Here is an 18,182-nt window from a genome sequence, read left to right as displayed (position 1 = left end):
CGCGAAAATGGCACGGTTTGCGTGCAGATGCGCCAGAACGGGGCGGTAATTTCCAGTAAATTTCGTATAAGATCACAATTCCAGAATTATATTTGGCAACTGAATAATATTTCGCTTTTTCCTCTTTTTAGCCACCGATTATGCGGAAATATTCACTTTTCATGCAGTAAAAGTGAATATCGCTACGCTGTAACCCATTGATTTACCGTTTATCACCTCTGTTTATGCAATGTTAACGCTGGCTGGCACGAATGCTGCAATCTACATTTACAGCGCAAACACTCATATTAATTAACATATAAATAACTTTATTTTTACCAAAAGAGGTCGCTATGTCTCTGTCAGTTACGCGTGAAAACTTTGATGAATGGATGGTGCCAGTATACATTCCCGCGCCTTTTATTCCTGTACGCGGAGAAGGCTCACGCCTGTGGGATCAGCAGGGGAAAGAGTACATTGATTTTGCTGGCGGGATCGCGGTCAACGCCTTGGGACATGCGCATCCGGCGCTGCGCGAGGCGTTAAATGAACAGGCGAATCGCTTCTGGCATACCGGGAACGGTTACACCAATGAACCGGCGCTGCGACTGGCGAAAAAACTGATCGACGCGACCTTCGCCGAACGCGTTTTCTTTTGTAATTCAGGCGCTGAAGCAAATGAAGCAGCATTAAAACTGGCGCGCAAATATGCCCACGATCGTGTCGGCAATCATAAAAGCGGCATTGTGGCCTTTAAAAACGCGTTCCATGGTCGCACGCTCTTTACCGTCAGCGCTGGCGGTCAACCCACCTATTCACAGGACTTTGCGCCGTTGCCGCCGGATATTCGTCATGCAGCCTATAACGATCTGAACTCCGCCAGCGCGCTAATTGATGACAATACCTGCGCCGTGATCGTAGAGCCTGTGCAGGGCGAGGGCGGCGTGATCCCCGCCACGAAAGCTTTTTTGCAGGGGCTGCGTGAATTGTGCGACCGGCATCAGGCGTTACTGATTTTTGATGAGGTGCAGACGGGCGTCGGACGTACCGGCGAACTGTATGCATATATGCATTATGGCGTTACGCCCGATATCCTGACGACTGCTAAAGCGTTGGGCGGCGGCTTCCCGATCGGCGCGATGCTGACCACGCAAGACTATGCCAGCGTTATGACGCCAGGCACCCATGGCACCACCTACGGCGGTAATCCGCTGGCGACGGCAGTTGCCGGAAAAGTACTGGATATCATCAATACGCCGGAGATGCAAAACGGCGTCAGACAGCGCCACGATGCGTTTATTGAACGTCTAAATACCATTAATGTACGTTTTGGCATGTTCAGTGAAATTCGCGGGCTGGGGCTACTGCTTGGCTGTGTGCTACAGACGGAGTTTGCCGGAAAAGCCAAACTCATCGCCCAGGAAGCGGCAAAAGCAGGCGTGATGGTGCTCATCGCCGGCGGCGACGTGGTGCGTTTTGCGCCAGCGTTAAATGTGAGCGACGAGGAGATAGCCACCGGGCTTGATCGTTTTGCCCTGGCGTGCGAACGCCTTCAGACGGGAGGCGCATCATGCGGGTGATTCGTCCTGTCGAACATGCGGATATCGCCGCGCTGATGCAGCTTGCAGGCAAAACGGGCGGCGGCTTAACCTCGCTACCGGCAAATGAAGCGACGCTGGCGGCCCGCATTGAACGCGCGCTAAAAACCTGGTCCGACGAGCTGCCAAAAGGCGAACAAGGGTATGTATTCGTTCTCGAGGACAGTGAAACGGGTGAGGTCGGCGGGATCTGCGCCATTGAGGTCGCGGTCGGTCTTAACGACCCCTGGTATAACTATCGTGTCGGTACGCTGGTTCATGCCTCCAAAGAGCTGAATGTATATAACGCGTTGCCAACATTATTCCTGAGTAATGATCACACTGGCAGCAGTGAGCTTTGCACGCTGTTTCTCGATCCCGAATGGCGTAAAGAGGGTAACGGCTATCTGTTGTCAAAATCGCGCTTTATGTTTATGGCCGCGTTTCGCGATAAATTCAATGAGAAAGTGGTGGCGGAAATGCGCGGCGTCATTGACGAGCACGGTTATTCTCCCTTCTGGCAAAGTCTCGGCAAACGCTTTTTTTCTATGGATTTCAGCCGGGCGGATTTCTTATGCGGTACCGGGCAAAAAGCGTTTATCGCCGAGCTGATGCCCAAACATCCTATTTATACTCACTTCTTATCTGAAGAGGCACAGGCCGTGATTGGCGAAGTCCACCCGCAAACGGCGCCAGCCCGCGCGGTGCTGGAAAAGGAAGGTTTTCGCTATCGCCACTATATCGACATCTTCGACGGTGGGCCGACGCTGGAGTGTGATATTGACCGCGTGCGGGCTATTCGTAAAAGCCGACTGGTCGAAGTCGCGGAAGGGCAACCCGCGCCTGGCGACTATCCGGCATGTCTGGTCGCCAATGAAAACTATCACCACTTTCGGGCCGCGCTGGTGCGTGCCGATCCGCAGACTTCACGACTTGTACTTACCGCCGCGCAGTTGGATGCGCTGAAATGTCGCGCGGGCGACCACGTTCGGCTGGTACGCCTTTGCGCTGAGGAGAAAACCGTATGACGCTATGGATAAACGGCGACTGGATAACCGGTCAGGGCGAACGCCGCCGCAAAACGAACCCGGTGAGCGCGGAGATAATTTGGCAGGGGAATGACGCTAATGCGGCACAGGTCGCCGAGGCCTGTCAGGCGGCGCGCGCGGCGTTTCCTCGCTGGGCCAGACAGCCTTTTGCCGCACGGCAGGCTATCGTAGAGAAATTTGCCGCCCTGCTGGAGGCGCATAAAGTCGATCTCACGGAGGTCATCGCGCGTGAAACCGGTAAACCGCGCTGGGAGGCGGCGACGGAAGTGACGGCGATGATCAATAAGATTGCCATCTCGATTAAGGCTTACCACGCCAGAACAGGCGAACAAAAAAGCGAACTTGTCGATGGCGCCGCGACGTTGCGCCATCGTCCTCACGGTGTGCTGGCGGTATTCGGCCCTTATAACTTTCCCGGCCATTTACCGAATGGCCATATTGTGCCCGCGTTGCTGGCAGGCAATACGCTGATCTTCAAACCTAGCGAGCTAACGCCATGGACCGGGGAAACGGTAATAAAACTCTGGGAACGGGCCGGGCTACCGGCAGGCGTTCTTAATCTGGTGCAGGGCGGCCGGGAGACCGGACAAGCGCTGAGTTCGCTCGACGATCTCGACGGACTGCTGTTTACCGGCAGCGCCAGTACCGGATATCAGCTTCATCGCCAGCTATCCGGCCAGCCGGAAAAAATACTGGCCCTTGAAATGGGCGGAAACAATCCGCTCATTATTGAGGATGTGGCAAATATAGATGCGGCGGTACATCTGACGCTGCAATCGGCGTTTATTACCGCCGGACAGCGCTGTACCTGCGCGCGACGCCTTCTGGTAAAACAGGGTGCGCAGGGAGATGCATTTCTGGCGCGGCTGGTTGACATCGCCGGACGTCTGCAGCCCGGCAGATGGGACGACGATCCGCAGCCGTTTATCGGCGGACTGATTTCAGCGCAGGCGGCACAGCATGTGATGGAGGCCTGGCGTCAACGAGAGGCATTAGGCGGTCGCACGCTACTGGCGCCGCGGAAGGTCAAAGAGGGAACCTCTCTGCTGACGCCTGGCATCATTGAGCTGACGGGCGTCACGGATGTGCCGGATGAAGAGGTGTTTGGTCCGCTGCTGAACGTCTGGCGTTATGCGCATTTCGATGAGGCGATTCGTCTGGCGAATAATACCCGTTTTGGTCTGTCGTGTGGGCTGGTGTCGACGGATCGCGCGCAGTTCGAACAGCTCTTGCTGGAGGCGCGGGCAGGGATCGTTAACTGGAATAAACCGCTCACCGGGGCAGCGAGTACTGCGCCGTTTGGTGGTGTCGGCGCGTCTGGCAACCATCGGCCCAGCGCCTGGTATGCCGCCGATTATTGCGCCTGGCCGCTGGCCAGTCTGGAATCTCCCGAACTGACGTTGCCTGCGACATTAAGCCCCGGCCTCGACTTTTCTCGCAGGGAGGCGGTATGACGGCGCATGAAGTTAATTTTGACGGGCTGGTGGGGCTTACGCACCATTATGCCGGGCTATCCTTCGGCAATGAGGCATCGACCCGCCACCGTTTTCAGGTGTCGAATCCTCGTCTGGCGGTAAAGCAGGGGCTGCTAAAGATGAAGGCTTTGGCGGATGCCGGCTTTCCCCAGGCGGTGATCCCGCCGCATGAGCGGCCTTTTATTCCGGCGTTGCGTCAGCTCGGCTTCACGGGGAGCGATGAGCAGATTCTGGATAAGGTTGCGCGTCAGGCGCCACGCTGGCTTTCCAGCGTGAGTTCCGCGTCGCCAATGTGGGTTGCGAATGCGGCGACGGTTTGCCCATCGGCAGACGCGCTGGACGGGAAAGTTCACCTGACGGTGGCGAATTTAAACAATAAATTTCATCGCGCTCTTGAGGCGCCTGTTACCGAAGCGCTGCTACGCGCCATATTTCGCGATGAAAGCCAGTTTTCAGTGCATAGCGCGTTACCGCAGGTCGCATTATTGGGAGATGAAGGCGCGGCGAATCATAACCGTCTTGGCGGCGAGTATGGTTCGGCAGGCGTGCAGCTTTTTGTCTATGGGCGCGAAGAGGAGAATGAAATACGACCCGCTCGTTATCCGGCGCGCCAGAGCCGCGAAGCCAGCGAGGCCGTGGCGCGTCTTAATCAGGTGAATCCGCAACAGGTTATCTTCGCTCAGCAAAACCCGGAGGTCATCGATCAAGGCGTATTCCATAATGATGTCATCGCCGTTTCGAATCGACAGGTATTGTTTTGTCACGAAGCGGCGTTTGCCCGGCAGAAAGTGCTCATTAATCAGTTGCGTACGCGCGTTGACGGTTTTATGGCGATAGAGGTGCCCGCCGGAGAGGTTTCTGTATCAGATGCTGTGGCGACCTACCTGTTTAATAGTCAGTTGTTAAGCCGTGACGACGGCTCAATGCTGTTAGTGTTGCCGCGGGAATGTCAGGATCATGTCGGCGTCTGGCGCTATCTGAATAAGCTGGTGGCGGAGGATAACCCCATCAGCGCGATGCAGGTGTTTGATTTGCGAGAAAGTATGGCTAACGGCGGCGGGCCGGCCTGTCTGCGATTACGCGTGGTGTTAACAGAAGAAGAACGACGGGCGGTGAATCCAGCGGTAATGATGAATGACGCTCTGTTTACGGCCCTTAACGCGTGGGCGGATCGTTATTATCGCGATCGCCTGACCGCCGCCGATCTGGCCGATCCGTTATTATTGCGAGAAGGCCGGGAGGCGCTGGATGTGTTAACGCGTCTGCTGGATTTGGGGTCGGTTTATCCTTTCCAGCAAACGGGGGCGGCTGATGGATAACTTTCTGGCGTTGACGCTAAGCGGCACGACACCACGGGTGACGCAGGGGAAGGGCGCGGGTTTTCGCTGGCGCTGGTTAAGCCATGGTCTGCTTGAACTCACGCCCGATGCGCCGGTCGACCGCGCGTTAATTCTTTCTGCGGGGATACACGGCAATGAAACCGCGCCGGTCGAGATGCTGGATAAGCTGCTGTCGGCGCTGTATTCAGGCAGCTTGACGTTAACGTGGCGAGTGCTGGTGGTACTCGGCAATCCGCAGGCGCTGGCGGCGGGAATACGCTATTGTCACAGCGATATGAACCGTATGTTTGGCGGGCGTTGGCAGTCCTTTGCCGAAAGCGATGAAACGCGGCGGGCGCGTGAGCTGGAGCTAAGTCTGGAGACCTTCTTTTCATCTGGCCAGGCGCGGGTACGCTGGCATCTGGATCTGCATACCGCCATTCGTGGCTCGCATCATTTGCGTTTTGGCGTATTGCCGCAGCGCGACCGCCCGTGGGAGGCGGATTTTCTGGCGTGGCTGGGCGCGGCAGGACTGGAGGCGTTGGTATTTCATCAGGCGCCAGGCGGTACGTTTACGCACTTTAGCTCTGAACATTTCGGCGCGCTTTCCTGTACGCTGGAGTTGGGAAAGGCGTTGCCGTTTGGGCAAAACGATCTGACGCAGTTCAGCGTAACCTCGCAGGCGTTGTCGGCGTTGCTGAGCGGTGTCGAAACGTCAACCTCGTTTTCGCCGCCGCTACGCTATCGGGTGGTGTCGCAAATCACGCGTCACAGCGATAAGTTCGCGCTTTATATGGATGCGCAAACGCTGAATTTTACTGCCTTTGCGAAGGGAACGTTGCTGGCCGAGGAGGGGGATAAGCGCGTGACGGTGACGCATGACGTTGAATATGTTCTCTTTCCTAATCCCTCTGTCGCCTGCGGATTGCGGGCTGGATTAATGCTGGAAAGACTTCCCTGATAAATGTCCCTGTAAGCTCACGTTAGGATTACAGGGATGATTTGGGACACAGTTTCATGCTATTACGGATTATTCCTGGAGAATTGCTTTATTAATAAGCGTTGCTGCGTTATAGTTCTGCATAATTTCTGCTATATCATGCTGTTGTATATTTCTCTTTCAACTCTGCGCAATTTATTCTTTTTTTCTTCACAATTGGCGAAAAAGTGTTTTTTATACTTTCATTGTTTTACCGTTGTTATGACTAATTGACGCTAAGACGGTTAAAGTTAATCACGACAACACGGCGCTGTTTTAAATATGCCGTAAAAATAACTGAAAGGAAGGATGGAAATATGCGTAAACTGACTGCTCTATTTGTTGCCTCTACCCTGGCGATGGGTGCTGCGAATCTGGCTCATGCCGCCGAGACTACCACCGCCGCGCCAGCGGATGCGAAGCCAATGATGCAGCATAAAGGTAAATTTGGCCCACATCACGATATGATGTTTAAAAACCTGAACCTGACGGACGCACAGAAGCAACAAATTCGCGACATTATGAAAGCGCAGCGCGAGCAAATGAAACGTCCGCCGCTGGAAGAGCGTCGCGCCATGCATGATATTATTGCCAGCGATACCTTCGATAAAGCCAAAGCCGAAGCGCAAATTACGAAAATGGAAGCGCAGCGCAAGGCCAATATGCTGGCGCATATGGAAACCCAGAATAAAATTTATAACGTTCTGACGCCGGAGCAGAAAAAGCAATATAACGCTAATTTTGAGAAGCGTCTGACAGAACGCCCGGCGCAAGAAGGTAAAATGCCTGCTGCGGCAGAATAACTTTCCGCATAATTTAAGACCGCCGGTCTTGTCGACAACACAATCGTTGAGGTGGACAGGATCGGCGGTTTTCTTTATGACTGGCGACAGTCGGTGTGCAGTTCAATGATCTCATATTGACCTGACATTAGTGGCTTACAGAGAATTTTATAGCCATCCTGATCAAAGCCCGCAGGGGTACGCACCAGGGTGGCAGCCTCATCCAGCGAGGGTACCGCCCCCAGCCATAACCAGTTGTTGATAATGTGGAACTGGGTCATTTGTGGGCGGCTCTCTTTTAACGCGATAGCGCCTTTCCAGGGCCAGCAAACCACACGTAACCGTTCCAGCGAGGCCTGCAGACGAAGAAAATGCGCCTGCGGGGTTTCTTGCCCACAACACGCGCCAGCGCAGCGCTTCAGCGCGAAACGAAAACAGGCGCGCCCACGGTTTACCGGTTCAAGCCCCAGCAGGCCATAACACAATTTTTGTTCATCGGCGAGGTTCTGTAAGCTTTGCAGCGCTGCCCGACGGTTGGCGAAGAGCCCAAACAGGTTCGGCTCATGGGAAAAATCGACGCTGCGGGCGGAAACGACCTCAATCTTTTGTTCGCTCAACTGTAGAGAGCAAAGCTGGCGATTACGCCGTAACCGCTTGTTAAACAGCGGCTGTTGTTCTTTGATCAGCCGCGCCTCCAGCAGCAACGCGCCCATTTCCCCAGCGGTGCAGATCCAGCTTATCCGCCGCGCCTGTCGCAGCATAGCGGCCTCGTCAGGCGTTCGCAGATGTGAGAGCACCCGGCTGCGAATATTTACGCTTTTACCGATATAAAGCGGCAGCGTATCGCTTTCGCTATGAAATATATAGACGCCCGGTAAGGCTGGCGCTTCGCTGAGGAAAGGACGTAAATGTTCTGGATATTCGTAAATGGCCGCTGCTTCAAACTCAAGGCGGGGGGCTGATTGACGCCGTACCACAGTGATCTCCGTTAACTGGTTATTCATCCAGTATAACAGCGGATGGGTGATTAAAAAAGAGGCTGGGAAGAGAGGAGGCCGGATAGACGAGCGATATCCGGCACAACAGTAGAAGTACGCTTACTTTTTCCAAAAGTCGTCGAATACCGTAATCGGCAAACGGCGCTTATGTTCAGTTTTTACATACCAGCCTTCGATAGTTTTAGCGATGGCGGAGTCCAGCGTTTTGCCTTCCAGGTAATCGTCAATATTGTCATACGTTACGCCCAGCGCGGCTTCATCAGGCAGTGAAGGGCGGTCGTCTTCCAAATCGGCGGTGGGGACTTTTTTATACAGATGCTCAGGACAGCCCAGCGCTGCGAGAAGCTGTTTGCCCTGGCGTTTGTTAAGGCGATGAAGCGGGTTAATATCGGTACCGCCATCGCCATATTTGGTGAAGAACCCGGTTATCGCTTCCGCCGCATGGTCGGTGCCCACCACGACGCCGTGAGTCATACCGGCGATGCTATATTGCGCTTTCATTCGCTCACGCGCTTTTTCATTGCCGCGAACAAAATCGCTCAGCTCAATTCCCGCTTCGCGCAGCGCCTGCTCGCTGGCGAGGACGGCGCCTTTAATATTGACGGTGAGTACTCTGTCCGGCTGAATAAAAGCAATGGCGTCCTGGCAATCCTGTTCATCGGCCTGCACGCCATAAGGCAGACGAACGGCGATAAACTGCAGCGCATTATCACCGGTCTCTTCCCGCAATTCGGCGATAGCCATCTGGCTGAGTTTCCCGGCCAGCGTCGAATCCTGCCCGCCGCTGATGCCTAACACCAGCGATTTCAAAAAGGGATAGGTTTTCAGGTACGCTTTAAGAAAATCCACGCTGCGGCGAATTTCTTCTTCAGGGTTGATATGCGGTTTCGCGCCAAGCGCCTGGATTATCTCTTGCTGCAGAGTCATTTAACCCCCTTCGACATTAAAAAAATGAATCTTTACCCTGTTAAAGCTAACCCTTCGCCGCTGAAACGACAAGGTTTGGCGGGCTAAGCGGTGTTTAAAACAACATATCGCTGCGTTAGAGAATTTTCCGAAAGACTTTTTGTGGCGAGGCGCGGCTTGAAAAATGTTCTGATGTATTCCAGGCTTACATAACACGCTGATAAACAAGAGGACGGAAAATGAACAAGAACGTAGCAGGAATTTTAAGCGCAGCGGCGGTAATGACTATGCTGGCAGGCTGTACGGCGTATGATCGTACAAAAGACCAATTTGTTGAGCCTGTCGTTAAAGATGTTAAAAAAGGAATGAGCAGGGCGCAAGTTGCGCAGATTGCGGGCAAACCGTCATCTGAAGTGAGCATGATTCATGCGCGTGGTACCTGTCAGACCTACATCCTGGGTCAACGTGATGGTAAAGCGGAAACCTACTTTGTTGCGCTGGATGATACCGGGCACGTGATTAACTCCGGCTACCAGACCTGTGCGGAGTATGACACTGACCCACAGGCGCCGAAGCAGTAACAACTGTACATTGCCTGAACATTCAAGGAAACCGGCCTGCGAGCCGGTTTTTTTGTGCCTGCCATAACCTTATTTATTATCGCGAATTATTTGCCCGAAATGTGAGGGGGGTCATAACGCCAGGTCAATGAGAGACAATTTAGTGGGTCAAGGAAATACCATCCGGCGGTCCGATCCCGTATACTCATTTCAGCCACCTAAAAAAGTAAATCCGGTTACGCAAGTCGCCCAGAGTATGGATGCAGGTTGAGGCTTGCGGCGTATCTGGTTGACAGATAATCGCACATGAGGAAGGTTTTTATGGAAAAGAAACACATTTATCTGTTTTGTTCTGCGGGCATGTCAACGTCGTTACTGGTATCAAAAATGCGCGCTCAGGCTGAAAAATATGAAGTGCCGGTGATTATTGAAGCATTCCCTGAAACCCTGGCCGGTGAAAAAGGCCCGGCAGCGGACGTCGTGTTATTAGGCCCGCAAATTGCTTATATGCTCCCCGAAATTCAGCGTTTATTACCCGGTAAACCGGTAGAAGTCATTGATTCAATGTTGTACGGCAAGGTAGATGGCTTAGGCGTGCTTAAAGCTGCGGTAGCGGCAATTAAAAAAGCCGCCGCGAATTAATTATTTTTTAATTTTTCCCGTCAAAGAGTTATTTCATACACTAACCGCAATATTTTATTGCGGTATTTAAGGGTATTTTTCTATGAGTAACGTTATTGCTTCACTTGAAAAGGTACTCCTTCCTTTTGCTGTAAAAATAGGAAAGCAGCCACACGTTAATGCAATCAAGAACGGCTTTATTCGTTTAATGCCATTAACCCTTGCGGGGGCGATGTTTGTATTAATTAATAACGTTTTCCTGAGCTTTGGGGAGGGGTCGTTTTTTTATTCTATGGGCATTCGGCTTGATGCCTCAACCATTGAAACACTTAATGGATTGAAAGGCATCGGCGGGAACGTCTATAACGGCACATTGGGCATTATGTCGCTCATGGCGCCATTTTTTATCGGCATGGCGCTGGCGGAAGAGCGCAAGGTTGATGCGCTGGCCGCCGGACTGCTCTCCGTGGCGGCATTTATGACCGTAACGCCGTATAGTGTCGGCGAGGCCTATGCCGTAGGCGCTAACTGGCTGGGCGGCGCGAATATTATCTCCGGTATTATTATTGGCCTGGTGGTCGCGGAGATGTTTACATTTATTGTCCGGCGTAACTGGGTGATTAAGCTACCGGACAGCGTACCGGCTTCGGTGTCTCGTTCATTCTCAGCATTAATTCCCGGCTTTATTATTCTCTCTATTATGGGGATTATTGCCTGGGCGCTGTCTAATTACGGTTCTAACTTCCATCAGATTATTATGGACACTATCTCTACGCCGCTGGCATCGCTGGGTAGCGTGGTAGGGTGGGCATATGTCATTTTTGTACCGCTGCTGTGGTTCTTTGGTATTCATGGTTCGCTGGCGCTGACCGCGCTGGATAGCGGCATCATGACGCCCTGGGCGCTGGAAAACATCTCTATTTACCAGCAGTATGGCTCCGTCGATGCGGCGCTGGAAGCCGGTAAAACGTTCCATATCTGGGCGAAACCGATGCTGGATTCTTATATCTTCCTCGGTGGTAGCGGCGCAACGCTGGGTCTGATCATCGCTATCTTCCTGGCATCTCGTCGCGCGGACTATCGCCAGGTGGCAAAACTGGCGCTGCCGTCAGGTATCTTCCAGATTAACGAACCCATCCTGTTTGGCCTGCCGATTATTATGAACCCGGTGATGTTTATCCCCTTCATTCTGGTTCAGCCGATTCTGGCGGCGATTACGCTGGTGGCTTACTATTTGGGTATTATTCCGCCGATTACCAATATTGCGCCGTGGACCATGCCAACCGGGTTGGGGGCGTTCTTTAACACCAACGGCAGTGTCGCCGCGTTGCTGGTTGCGCTATTTAACCTGGCGGTCGCTACCCTGATTTATCTCCCCTTCGTGGTGGTGGCTAACAAAGCGCAGAACGCCATCGAGCAGGAAGAAAGCGAAGAAGATATCGCTAACGCACTGAAATTCTAAACTCCGCGCCGGCATGGGATGCCATGCCGGGCTGAATCAGAGGAAAGACTATGTTTGATCTTGAAAATGTTGTAGATAACCAGACTGCGGCTGAGGAACTCGAAGAAGTCGTTATGGGGCTTATCATCAATTCTGGTCAGGCGCGCAGCCTGGCATATGGCGCGCTCAGAAAAGCGAAAGAAGGCGATTTTGAGGCGGCGAAAGCGATGATGGACCAGTCGCGCATAGCGCTCAATGAAGCGCATCTTGTGCAGACAAAACTCATCGAAGGCGATCAGGGCGAAGGCAAAATGAAAGTCAGTCTGGTCCTGGTTCACGCTCAGGATCATTTGATGACATCAATGCTGGCTCGTGAACTGATCGCCGAGTTGATTGAGCTCCATGAGAAACTGAAATAACAGGGGGCGGATGATGCAGCTACAGGTTAACGCAACGGAAATCAAAACGGTTTATGAGCAGCAGCTCTTCAATGGCAAAAATTTCCATGTGTTTATCTATAACAAGACGGAAAGCGTCACCGGGCTGCATCAGCACGACTATTATGAATTTACCCTGGTATTAACCGGACGTTATTACCAGGAGATTAACGGGAAGCGTGTGCTGCTGGAACGTGGAGATTTTGTTTTTATCCCGGTGGGGTCGAATCACCAAAGTTTCTATGAGTTTGGCGCAACGCGTATTCTGAACGTAGGAATTAGTAAACGTTTTTTTGAACAGCATTATCTTCCGTTACTGCCGTTTTGTTTTGTGGCATCGCAGGTATACAGGGCGAATAGCACCTTCCTTACCTATATTGAAACGGTGATTGCGTCGTTGAATTTTCGCGGCAATGGGCTCGACGAATTTATCGAAGTGGTGACATTTTATATTATAAACCGCTTACGTCATTACCGCGAAGAGCAGGTTTATGATGATATTCCACAATGGCTGAAAGCAACCGTGGAGATAATGCATGATAAAACGCAGTTTGGCGAACATGCGCTGGAAAATATGGTGCGCCTGTCGGCAAAATCCCAGGAGTATCTGACGCGCGCCACCCGACGTTATTACAGCAAAACGCCGATGCAAATCATTAATGAGATTCGCATTAATTTTGCCAAGAAACAGTTGGAAATGACCAACTATTCGGTTACGGATATTGCTTATGAAGCCGGGTATAGCAGTCCAAGTCTGTTTATTAAAACGTTTAAGAAGATGACCTCATTTACGCCGAATAGTTATCGGAAACGATTGACGGAAATTAATGAGTAACGGTTTGCATTGCTCGATTAATTACATTTCACGCTTGCCCCAATAGCGCGGGGAACGTCACGCTATTTCTTACGAGCGGGCATAGCGTAATACATATCAGTGTCATGCACTGAAGGGAGATATTATGAGCCAGAAATTAAAAGTCGTCACTATTGGTGGCGGGAGTAGCTACACCCCTGAATTACTTGAAGGCTTTATTAAACGCTACCATGAATTACCTGTCACCGAATTATGGCTGGTTGACGTTGAAGACGGGAAAGAGAAGCTGGGCATTATTTATGATCTCTGCCAGCGAATGATTGATAAAGCAGGCGTTCCGCTAAAATTGTATAAAACGCTGGATCGCCGGGAAGCGCTGAAAGACGCTAATTTTGTCACTACCCAGCTACGCGTTGGTCAACTCAAAGCCCGTGAGCTGGACGAGCGTATCCCGCTTAGTCACGGCTATCTGGGGCAAGAAACCAACGGCGCTGGCGGTTTATTTAAAGGGTTGCGTACCATTCCGGTTATTTTTGACATCATTAAAGATGTTGAAGAATTATGTCCGAATGCGTGGGTCATTAACTTTACTAATCCGGCAGGGATGGTGACGGAAGCGGTTTATCGTCATACCAACTTTAAAAAGTTCATTGGCGTATGTAATATTCCTGTCGGCATGAAAATGTTTATTCATGACGTGCTGGCGCTGAATGAGACTGACGATCTTTCCATTGACCTGTTTGGTCTAAACCATATGGTCTTTATTAAAGATGTGCTGGTGAATGGCACCTCACGGTTCGCAGAATTACTGGATGGCGTGGCGTCCGGTCAGTTGAAAGCGTCAACCGTAAAAAATATCCTTGATCTGCCGTTTAGTGAAGGATTGATTCGCTCGCTGAACATGCTGCCGTGCTCTTATTTGTTGTATTACTTCAAGCAAAAAGAGATGCTGGCGATTGAAATGGGCGAATATTACAAAGGCGGCGCGCGCGCTCAGGTCGTACAGAAAGTGGAGAAACAACTCTTCGACTTGTACAAAAATCCTGAGCTAAACGTGAAGCCGAAAGAGCTTGAGCAACGCGGCGGCGCTTATTATTCCGATGCCGCTTGTGAAGTCATTAACGCTATTTATAATGACAAGCAGACTGAGCATTACGTTAATATTCCACATCATGGGCATGTCGAGAATATCCCGGCGGACTGGGCGGTGGAAATGACCTGCATTCTGGGACGCAATGGCGCGACGCCGCACCCGCGTATCACCCGTTTTGACGAAAAAGTGCTGGGGCTTATCCACACGATTAAAGGATTTGAGGTCGCGGCCAGCAATGCGGCGCTGAGCGGAAACTTTAATGATGTTCTGCTGGCGCTTAACCTGAGTCCGCTGGTGCATTCCGACCGCGACGCAGAAGTCCTGGCGCGTGAGCTCATTCTGGCGCATGAAAAATGGCTGCCTAATTTTGCCGCTTGCATCGAAGCGCTTAAAGGTAAGCACCACTGACAGAGGTAGGCTATGGAACGCGTGTTGATTGTGAATGCCGATGATTTTGGCCTGAGTAAAGGGCAAAATTACGGCATTGTTGAAGCATATCGCAACGGCGTTGTGACCTCCACGACGGCGCTGGTCAATGGCGAGGCTATTGACCATGCGGCGCAGCTTAGCCGCGAGCTGCCTGCGCTTGGGGTGGGAATGCATTTTGTTTTGACGTTAGGCAAACCGGTGTCAGAGATGCCGGGCCTGACGCGAGACGGCCTGTTGGGGAAATGGATCTGGCAAATGGCGGAGGAGGATACGCTTCCGCTGGATGAAATTGCGCATGAACTGGCGTGTCAGTATCAGCGTTTCATCGACGTATTTGGCCGCGAGCCAACGCATCTCGACAGTCACCATCATGTGCATATGTTCCCGCAAATTTTCCCCATCGTCGCCCGCTTTGCGGCGCAGCGCGGGATTGCGTTACGTATTGACCGCCAGACGGTGTTGAACGCAGACGATCTGCCGTCGGATTTGCGCAGCACTCAAGGATTTAGTAGTGAATTTTACGGCGAGGAGATCACCGAAGCGTGCTTTTTACGCATTCTGGATGCCTCGGCGCATCGAGGAGAAGCCTCTCTGGAGGTGATGTGTCATCCGGCGTTTGTGGACAACATTATTCGCCAGAGCGCCTATTGTTACCCCCGCTTAACTGAACTGGAGGTGTTGACGTCTGCGTCACTCAAGGCAGCGATTGCAGAACGTGGATATCGTCCTGGCAGTTTTCTTGATATTTAGCTCCTGAGTTTGCGGCGCAAGAATGCGCCGCATTTTTTGCCGTTTATGCAGGAATCGCGTTAATTTTCCCCGCACGCGACCAGACACGGTGTGCCGCCATCAGCGTCAGCAGAGTGTCCATAAAGTGGTGGTCAACGTTATCTGCCTCAACAAGTCCTTCTTCCCCCTGGCTATCAATGTTTAAAAGCGCCTTAAACCGTCGGGCGTCGCCTGCCAGTGCGATGGGCTTCAGATGTTTGTAGGCTTCCAGAAGGTAGTAGCGGGCATCGCCGCAACTCTCGATATCGGCAATATTGCCGCACGGTACTATTACTGCATCGACCGTTAGCGACGGCGCGCCGGCAAAGGTTGCCGCAATAGTTAATGTTGAACCGTCATCAGCCGTTACTTCACCCATCCGTGAATAGAGCAGTTTTGCGTGGACGCCTTTGGCTTTTAAAGCCTGCAAAATGGTCAACAGTTCGGCGGCGTTAACCTTGTCGTTCAGCAGAATAGCGACCACGCGACCTTTAACATCGCCGTCCGGCACCGCATACAGGCTGAGCGCCGGATCTTTTTTCAGACCGTTGACATCAGGAGGCGGGGCAATTTGCGTTTGCTCATGGGTGAGTGCAAAACCGAGATTATGCGCGACGCCCTCAGCCAGCGTAACATCAATATGCGCTAACTGATCGACCACCCGCTCCCGAATATACGCGCGGGCGACTTTACCCAGTTCAAAGCTGAACGCGTCAATAATATGCTGCTGTTCTATCGGCGTCTGACTGAGCCAGAACAGGCGAGGATGCGAGTAATATTCACCGAAAGAGGGGCTGCGTTCGCGGATTTTATTGCCATCCACGCGTTCCTGGTATGATTCGAAGCCGCCGCGTTTTGGCGCTGGCGGCGTTTCGCGTGGCCAGTTGTCATTAATGGAGTTTGGTTCATAGTTCGCCGGATTGGTGTCGATATCCATCCGGTGCATACCGTCACGCTGGAAGTTATGGTAGGGGCAGGTAGGGCGGTTAATCGGAATTTCGTGGAAGTTTGGCCCGCCCAGACGACTGATTTGCGTGTCGGTATAAGAGAACAGACGCCCCTGTAACAGCGGATCGTTGGTAAAATCAATGCCGGGAACAATATGCCCTGGATGAAATGCCGCCTGTTCGTTTTCAGCGAAAAAGTTATCCGGATTACGGTTTAACACCATTTTGCCGACGCGTTGTACTGGCACCAACTCTTCCGGAATCAGTTTGGTCGGATCGAGCAGATCAAAATCGAATTTAAATTCATCCTCTTCGGCAATGAGTTGTAGGCCCAGCTCGTATTCCGGGAAATCGCCCGCTTCGATGGCCTCCCACAGATCCCGGCGGTGAAAATCCGGATCGCGACCGGTCAGTTTTTGTGACTCATCCCATACCAGCGAGGCTTTACCTGCCAACGGTTTCCAGTGGAAACGGACAAAGGTCGCTTTCCCTTGCGCATTGATCAGACGGAAGGTGTGAATGCCGAACCCTTCCATCGTCCGATAACTCCGTGGAATACCGCGATCCGACATTGCCCACATGACGTTGTGCAGCGTCTCAGGCTGTAAGGAAACATAGTCCCAGAAGGTGTCGTGCGCGCTCTGTCCTTGCGGAATAGCCCAATGTGGTTCGGGCTTAACGGCGTGCACAAAATCCGGAAACTTATGCGCATCCTGGATAAAAAAGATCGGCGTGTTATTACCGACGAGATCGAAAATTCCCTCTTCGGTATAAAATTTGGTCGCAAAACCGCGGATATCCCGTACGGTATCAGCAGACCCCGCGCCGCCCTGTACTGTCGAAAAGCGAACAAAGACCGGGGTAATTTTCTGTGGATCGCACAGAAACGCGGCTTTCGTGATGTCGCTCAGGTCTTTATATGGCTGGAAATAGCCGTGCGCTGCAGATCCGCGGGCGTGAACGATCCTCTCCGGGATACGCTCATGGTCAAAGTGGGTAATTTTCTCGCGCAGGATAAAATCTTCCAACAGCGTAGGGCCACGGCTGCCGGCGCGAAGAGAATTTTGATCGTCGGCGATGCGCACGCCCTGATTGGTGGTCAGCGCATAATTTTCGCTGCCTTTACGAAAGGCGTCGAGGGCAGTGAGCTTATCATTCGCGGTCTCGGGCGCTTTTAAGCTGCCGGGGGCCGTTGGTTGCGCGCCCGGCGGCGTCGGTTCTGGCGTGGGGCGATGTGAACCGTCTGACGGCGCCAGGGAGTCCAGGCCGGGCTGTGATTCACGGGTATCATGCACGGGGGACTGATGGGGGGATTTTTCATTATGCGACATTGAACTCGTCTCCTGCTTTCATCACTGAAATGGGCGTGGTAGTAGTCAAAATCACTCTAACTATAGAACATTTCAGCAATTATGCCGGGGGAGAGCGGAACGGCAGACAGGGTATAACGGGGAAATCGCACGCGCGGAACAGGACGTCGGGGGCGAAGATCGGCTAAAATAGTGTTTTTCTGATTTTTAGCCTTAGAGCCTATCCCAGTAGGCGTTATTGGCGCAGCCAGTTTGGACACGGACAGCGCGCAAAAACCGGAGCGTACACGTAGTACGTGAGGATTTTGAGCACTGCCCAGGACCAAAATGGCAAGTAAAATAGCCCTAATGGGATAGGCTCTTAGCCTCTTTTAGTGAAGCATTAATGATGAAACCTCTTCGCCAGCAAAATCGCCAGATTATTAGCTATATTCCGCGTGTTGAACCCGCGCCGCCGGAACATGCGATAAAAATGGATACGTTTCGCGACGTCTGGATACTGCGCGGTAAATATGTTGCCTTTGTTCTGACGGGGGAGTCATTTCAACGGTCGCCCGCCTTTAGCGTGCCAGAATCGGCGCAACGTTGGGCGAATCAGGTTCGCCAGGAAAACGAAATCGCTGACTAAGAAAAAAACAAAACGCCGGTACTGGAGACCGGCGTTTTTAGTGACAGACATTTTGAGTTGCCGATCGTCG

General features: G+C 52.3%; 17 protein-coding genes. 14 read left to right on the top strand and 3 right to left on the bottom strand.

The genetic code is table 11. The features are described from left to right. The first annotated feature begins 332 nt into the window (after positions 1-332). The 6 genes from ABVM99_RS02360 to spy all read left to right on the top strand — a co-directional run bounded on the left by ABVM99_RS02360 (position 333) and on the right by spy (position 7,181). On the top strand, positions 333-1,559 hold the full coding sequence (locus ABVM99_RS02360) for an aspartate aminotransferase family protein (protein WP_000059488.1): 1,227 nt from the start codon (positions 333-335) through the stop codon (positions 1,557-1,559). Then, positions 1,550-2,584, top strand: coding sequence for an arginine N-succinyltransferase (gene astA, locus ABVM99_RS02355; protein WP_001263885.1), 1,035 nt, complete (start codon positions 1,550-1,552; stop codon positions 2,582-2,584). The genes ABVM99_RS02360 and astA overlap by 10 nt, the downstream gene beginning before the upstream one ends. Beyond that, positions 2,581-4,059, top strand: a complete 1,479-nt coding sequence (astD, locus tag ABVM99_RS02350; protein ID WP_023195011.1) for a succinylglutamate-semialdehyde dehydrogenase — start codon at positions 2,581-2,583, stop codon at positions 4,057-4,059. Before astA ends, astD begins: the two co-directional genes overlap by 4 nt. Then, positions 4,056-5,399 carry an N-succinylarginine dihydrolase gene (gene astB / locus ABVM99_RS02345; protein ID WP_000123949.1) on the top strand — a complete coding sequence of 448 codons (1,344 nt, stop codon included), beginning with the start codon at positions 4,056-4,058 and terminating at the stop codon, positions 5,397-5,399. Before astD ends, astB begins: the two co-directional genes overlap by 4 nt. Beyond that, on the top strand, positions 5,392-6,360 hold the full coding sequence (gene astE / locus ABVM99_RS02340) for a succinylglutamate desuccinylase (protein WP_023194606.1): 969 nt from the start codon (positions 5,392-5,394) through the stop codon (positions 6,358-6,360). Before astB ends, astE begins: the two co-directional genes overlap by 8 nt. A gap of 335 nt (positions 6,361-6,695) precedes the next feature. Next, positions 6,696-7,181, top strand: a complete 486-nt coding sequence (gene spy / locus ABVM99_RS02335) for an ATP-independent periplasmic protein-refolding chaperone Spy (protein WP_001229001.1) — start codon at positions 6,696-6,698, stop codon at positions 7,179-7,181. Between the two features lie 74 nt (positions 7,182-7,255). On the opposite strand, the gene cho is transcribed toward spy, so the two are convergent. Both cho and nadE read right to left on the bottom strand, forming a co-directional pair. Beyond that, entirely contained in the window at positions 7,256-8,137 is an 882-nt protein-coding gene (gene cho / locus ABVM99_RS02330; RefSeq protein WP_023194607.1) for an excinuclease Cho, read from the bottom strand. 120 nt (positions 8,138-8,257) lie between these two features. Beyond that, a complete protein-coding gene (nadE, locus tag ABVM99_RS02325; RefSeq protein WP_000174982.1) occupies positions 8,258-9,085 on the bottom strand; it encodes an ammonia-dependent NAD(+) synthetase in 828 nt (275 codons plus the stop codon). 218 nt (positions 9,086-9,303) lie between these two features. Here nadE and osmE point away from each other — a divergent pair, with 218 nt between their 5' ends. From osmE to chbG, 7 genes are all read left to right on the top strand, one after another. Then, positions 9,304-9,645, top strand: coding sequence for an osmotically-inducible lipoprotein OsmE (gene osmE, locus ABVM99_RS02320; RefSeq protein WP_001039301.1), 342 nt, complete (start codon positions 9,304-9,306; stop codon positions 9,643-9,645). A 300-nt stretch (positions 9,646-9,945) separates the two neighbouring features. Then, positions 9,946-10,266, top strand: a complete 321-nt coding sequence (gene chbB, locus ABVM99_RS02315; protein WP_000412161.1) for a PTS N,N'-diacetylchitobiose transporter subunit IIB — start codon at positions 9,946-9,948, stop codon at positions 10,264-10,266. 82 nt (positions 10,267-10,348) lie between these two features. After that, complete coding sequence (gene chbC, locus ABVM99_RS02310; RefSeq protein ID WP_000073063.1) at positions 10,349-11,707, top strand: PTS N,N'-diacetylchitobiose transporter subunit IIC; 1,359 nt, start codon at positions 10,349-10,351, stop codon at positions 11,705-11,707. A 50-nt stretch (positions 11,708-11,757) separates the two neighbouring features. After that, a complete protein-coding gene (gene chbA / locus ABVM99_RS02305) occupies positions 11,758-12,105 on the top strand; it encodes a PTS N,N'-diacetylchitobiose transporter subunit IIA (protein ID WP_000459883.1) in 348 nt (115 codons plus the stop codon). A 10-nt stretch (positions 12,106-12,115) separates the two neighbouring features. Continuing rightward, on the top strand, positions 12,116-12,958 hold the full coding sequence (chbR, locus tag ABVM99_RS02300; RefSeq protein ID WP_000983393.1) for a transcriptional regulator ChbR: 843 nt from the start codon (positions 12,116-12,118) through the stop codon (positions 12,956-12,958). A 124-nt stretch (positions 12,959-13,082) separates the two neighbouring features. Continuing rightward, positions 13,083-14,438 (top strand): 6-phospho-beta-glucosidase, encoded by a 1,356-nt coding sequence (locus tag ABVM99_RS02295; protein WP_052938196.1) that lies wholly within the window; start codon positions 13,083-13,085, stop codon positions 14,436-14,438. A gap of 12 nt (positions 14,439-14,450) precedes the next feature. Further along, on the top strand, positions 14,451-15,209 hold the full coding sequence (gene chbG, locus ABVM99_RS02290; protein WP_000442730.1) for a chitin disaccharide deacetylase: 759 nt from the start codon (positions 14,451-14,453) through the stop codon (positions 15,207-15,209). Positions 15,210-15,252: 43 nt separating this feature from the next. Here the strand turns inward: chbG and katE are convergent, their stop codons facing one another. Further along, a complete protein-coding gene (gene katE, locus ABVM99_RS02285; RefSeq protein WP_000019102.1) occupies positions 15,253-17,505 on the bottom strand; it encodes a catalase HPII in 2,253 nt (750 codons plus the stop codon). Positions 17,506-17,869: 364 nt separating this feature from the next. Between katE and cedA the strand changes: the two genes are divergently transcribed. Next, entirely contained in the window at positions 17,870-18,112 is a 243-nt protein-coding gene (gene cedA, locus ABVM99_RS02280) for a cell division activator CedA (protein ID WP_000977510.1), read from the top strand. Positions 18,113-18,182 lie beyond the last annotated feature (70 nt).

The organism is Salmonella sp. SJTUF15591 (assembly GCF_043356435.1).
Classification (GTDB): Bacteria; Pseudomonadota; Gammaproteobacteria; order Enterobacterales; family Enterobacteriaceae; genus Salmonella; species Salmonella enterica.
This window is presented reverse-complemented; position numbering and strand designations above follow the sequence as displayed.

Coding starts and splice junctions, on each gene's coding strand:
- ABVM99_RS02360 (WP_000059488.1), top strand. CDS start 333: ATGTCTCTGTCAGTTACGCGTGAAAACTTTGATGAATGGATGGTGCCA.
- astA (WP_001263885.1), top strand. CDS start 1,550: ATGCGGGTGATTCGTCCTGTCGAACATGCGGATATCGCCGCGCTGATG.
- astD (WP_023195011.1), top strand. CDS start 2,581: ATGACGCTATGGATAAACGGCGACTGGATAACCGGTCAGGGCGAACGC.
- astB (WP_000123949.1), top strand. CDS start 4,056: ATGACGGCGCATGAAGTTAATTTTGACGGGCTGGTGGGGCTTACGCAC.
- astE (WP_023194606.1), top strand. CDS start 5,392: ATGGATAACTTTCTGGCGTTGACGCTAAGCGGCACGACACCACGGGTG.
- spy (WP_001229001.1), top strand. CDS start 6,696: ATGCGTAAACTGACTGCTCTATTTGTTGCCTCTACCCTGGCGATGGGT.
- nadE (WP_000174982.1), bottom strand. CDS start 9,085: ATGACTCTGCAGCAAGAGATAATCCAGGCGCTTGGCGCGAAACCGCAT.
- osmE (WP_001039301.1), top strand. CDS start 9,304: ATGAACAAGAACGTAGCAGGAATTTTAAGCGCAGCGGCGGTAATGACT.
- chbB (WP_000412161.1), top strand. CDS start 9,946: ATGGAAAAGAAACACATTTATCTGTTTTGTTCTGCGGGCATGTCAACG.
- chbC (WP_000073063.1), top strand. CDS start 10,349: ATGAGTAACGTTATTGCTTCACTTGAAAAGGTACTCCTTCCTTTTGCT.
- chbA (WP_000459883.1), top strand. CDS start 11,758: ATGTTTGATCTTGAAAATGTTGTAGATAACCAGACTGCGGCTGAGGAA.
- chbR (WP_000983393.1), top strand. CDS start 12,116: ATGATGCAGCTACAGGTTAACGCAACGGAAATCAAAACGGTTTATGAG.
- ABVM99_RS02295 (WP_052938196.1), top strand. CDS start 13,083: ATGAGCCAGAAATTAAAAGTCGTCACTATTGGTGGCGGGAGTAGCTAC.
- chbG (WP_000442730.1), top strand. CDS start 14,451: ATGGAACGCGTGTTGATTGTGAATGCCGATGATTTTGGCCTGAGTAAA.
- katE (WP_000019102.1), bottom strand. CDS start 17,505: ATGTCGCATAATGAAAAATCCCCCCATCAGTCCCCCGTGCATGATACC.
- cedA (WP_000977510.1), top strand. CDS start 17,870: ATGATGAAACCTCTTCGCCAGCAAAATCGCCAGATTATTAGCTATATT.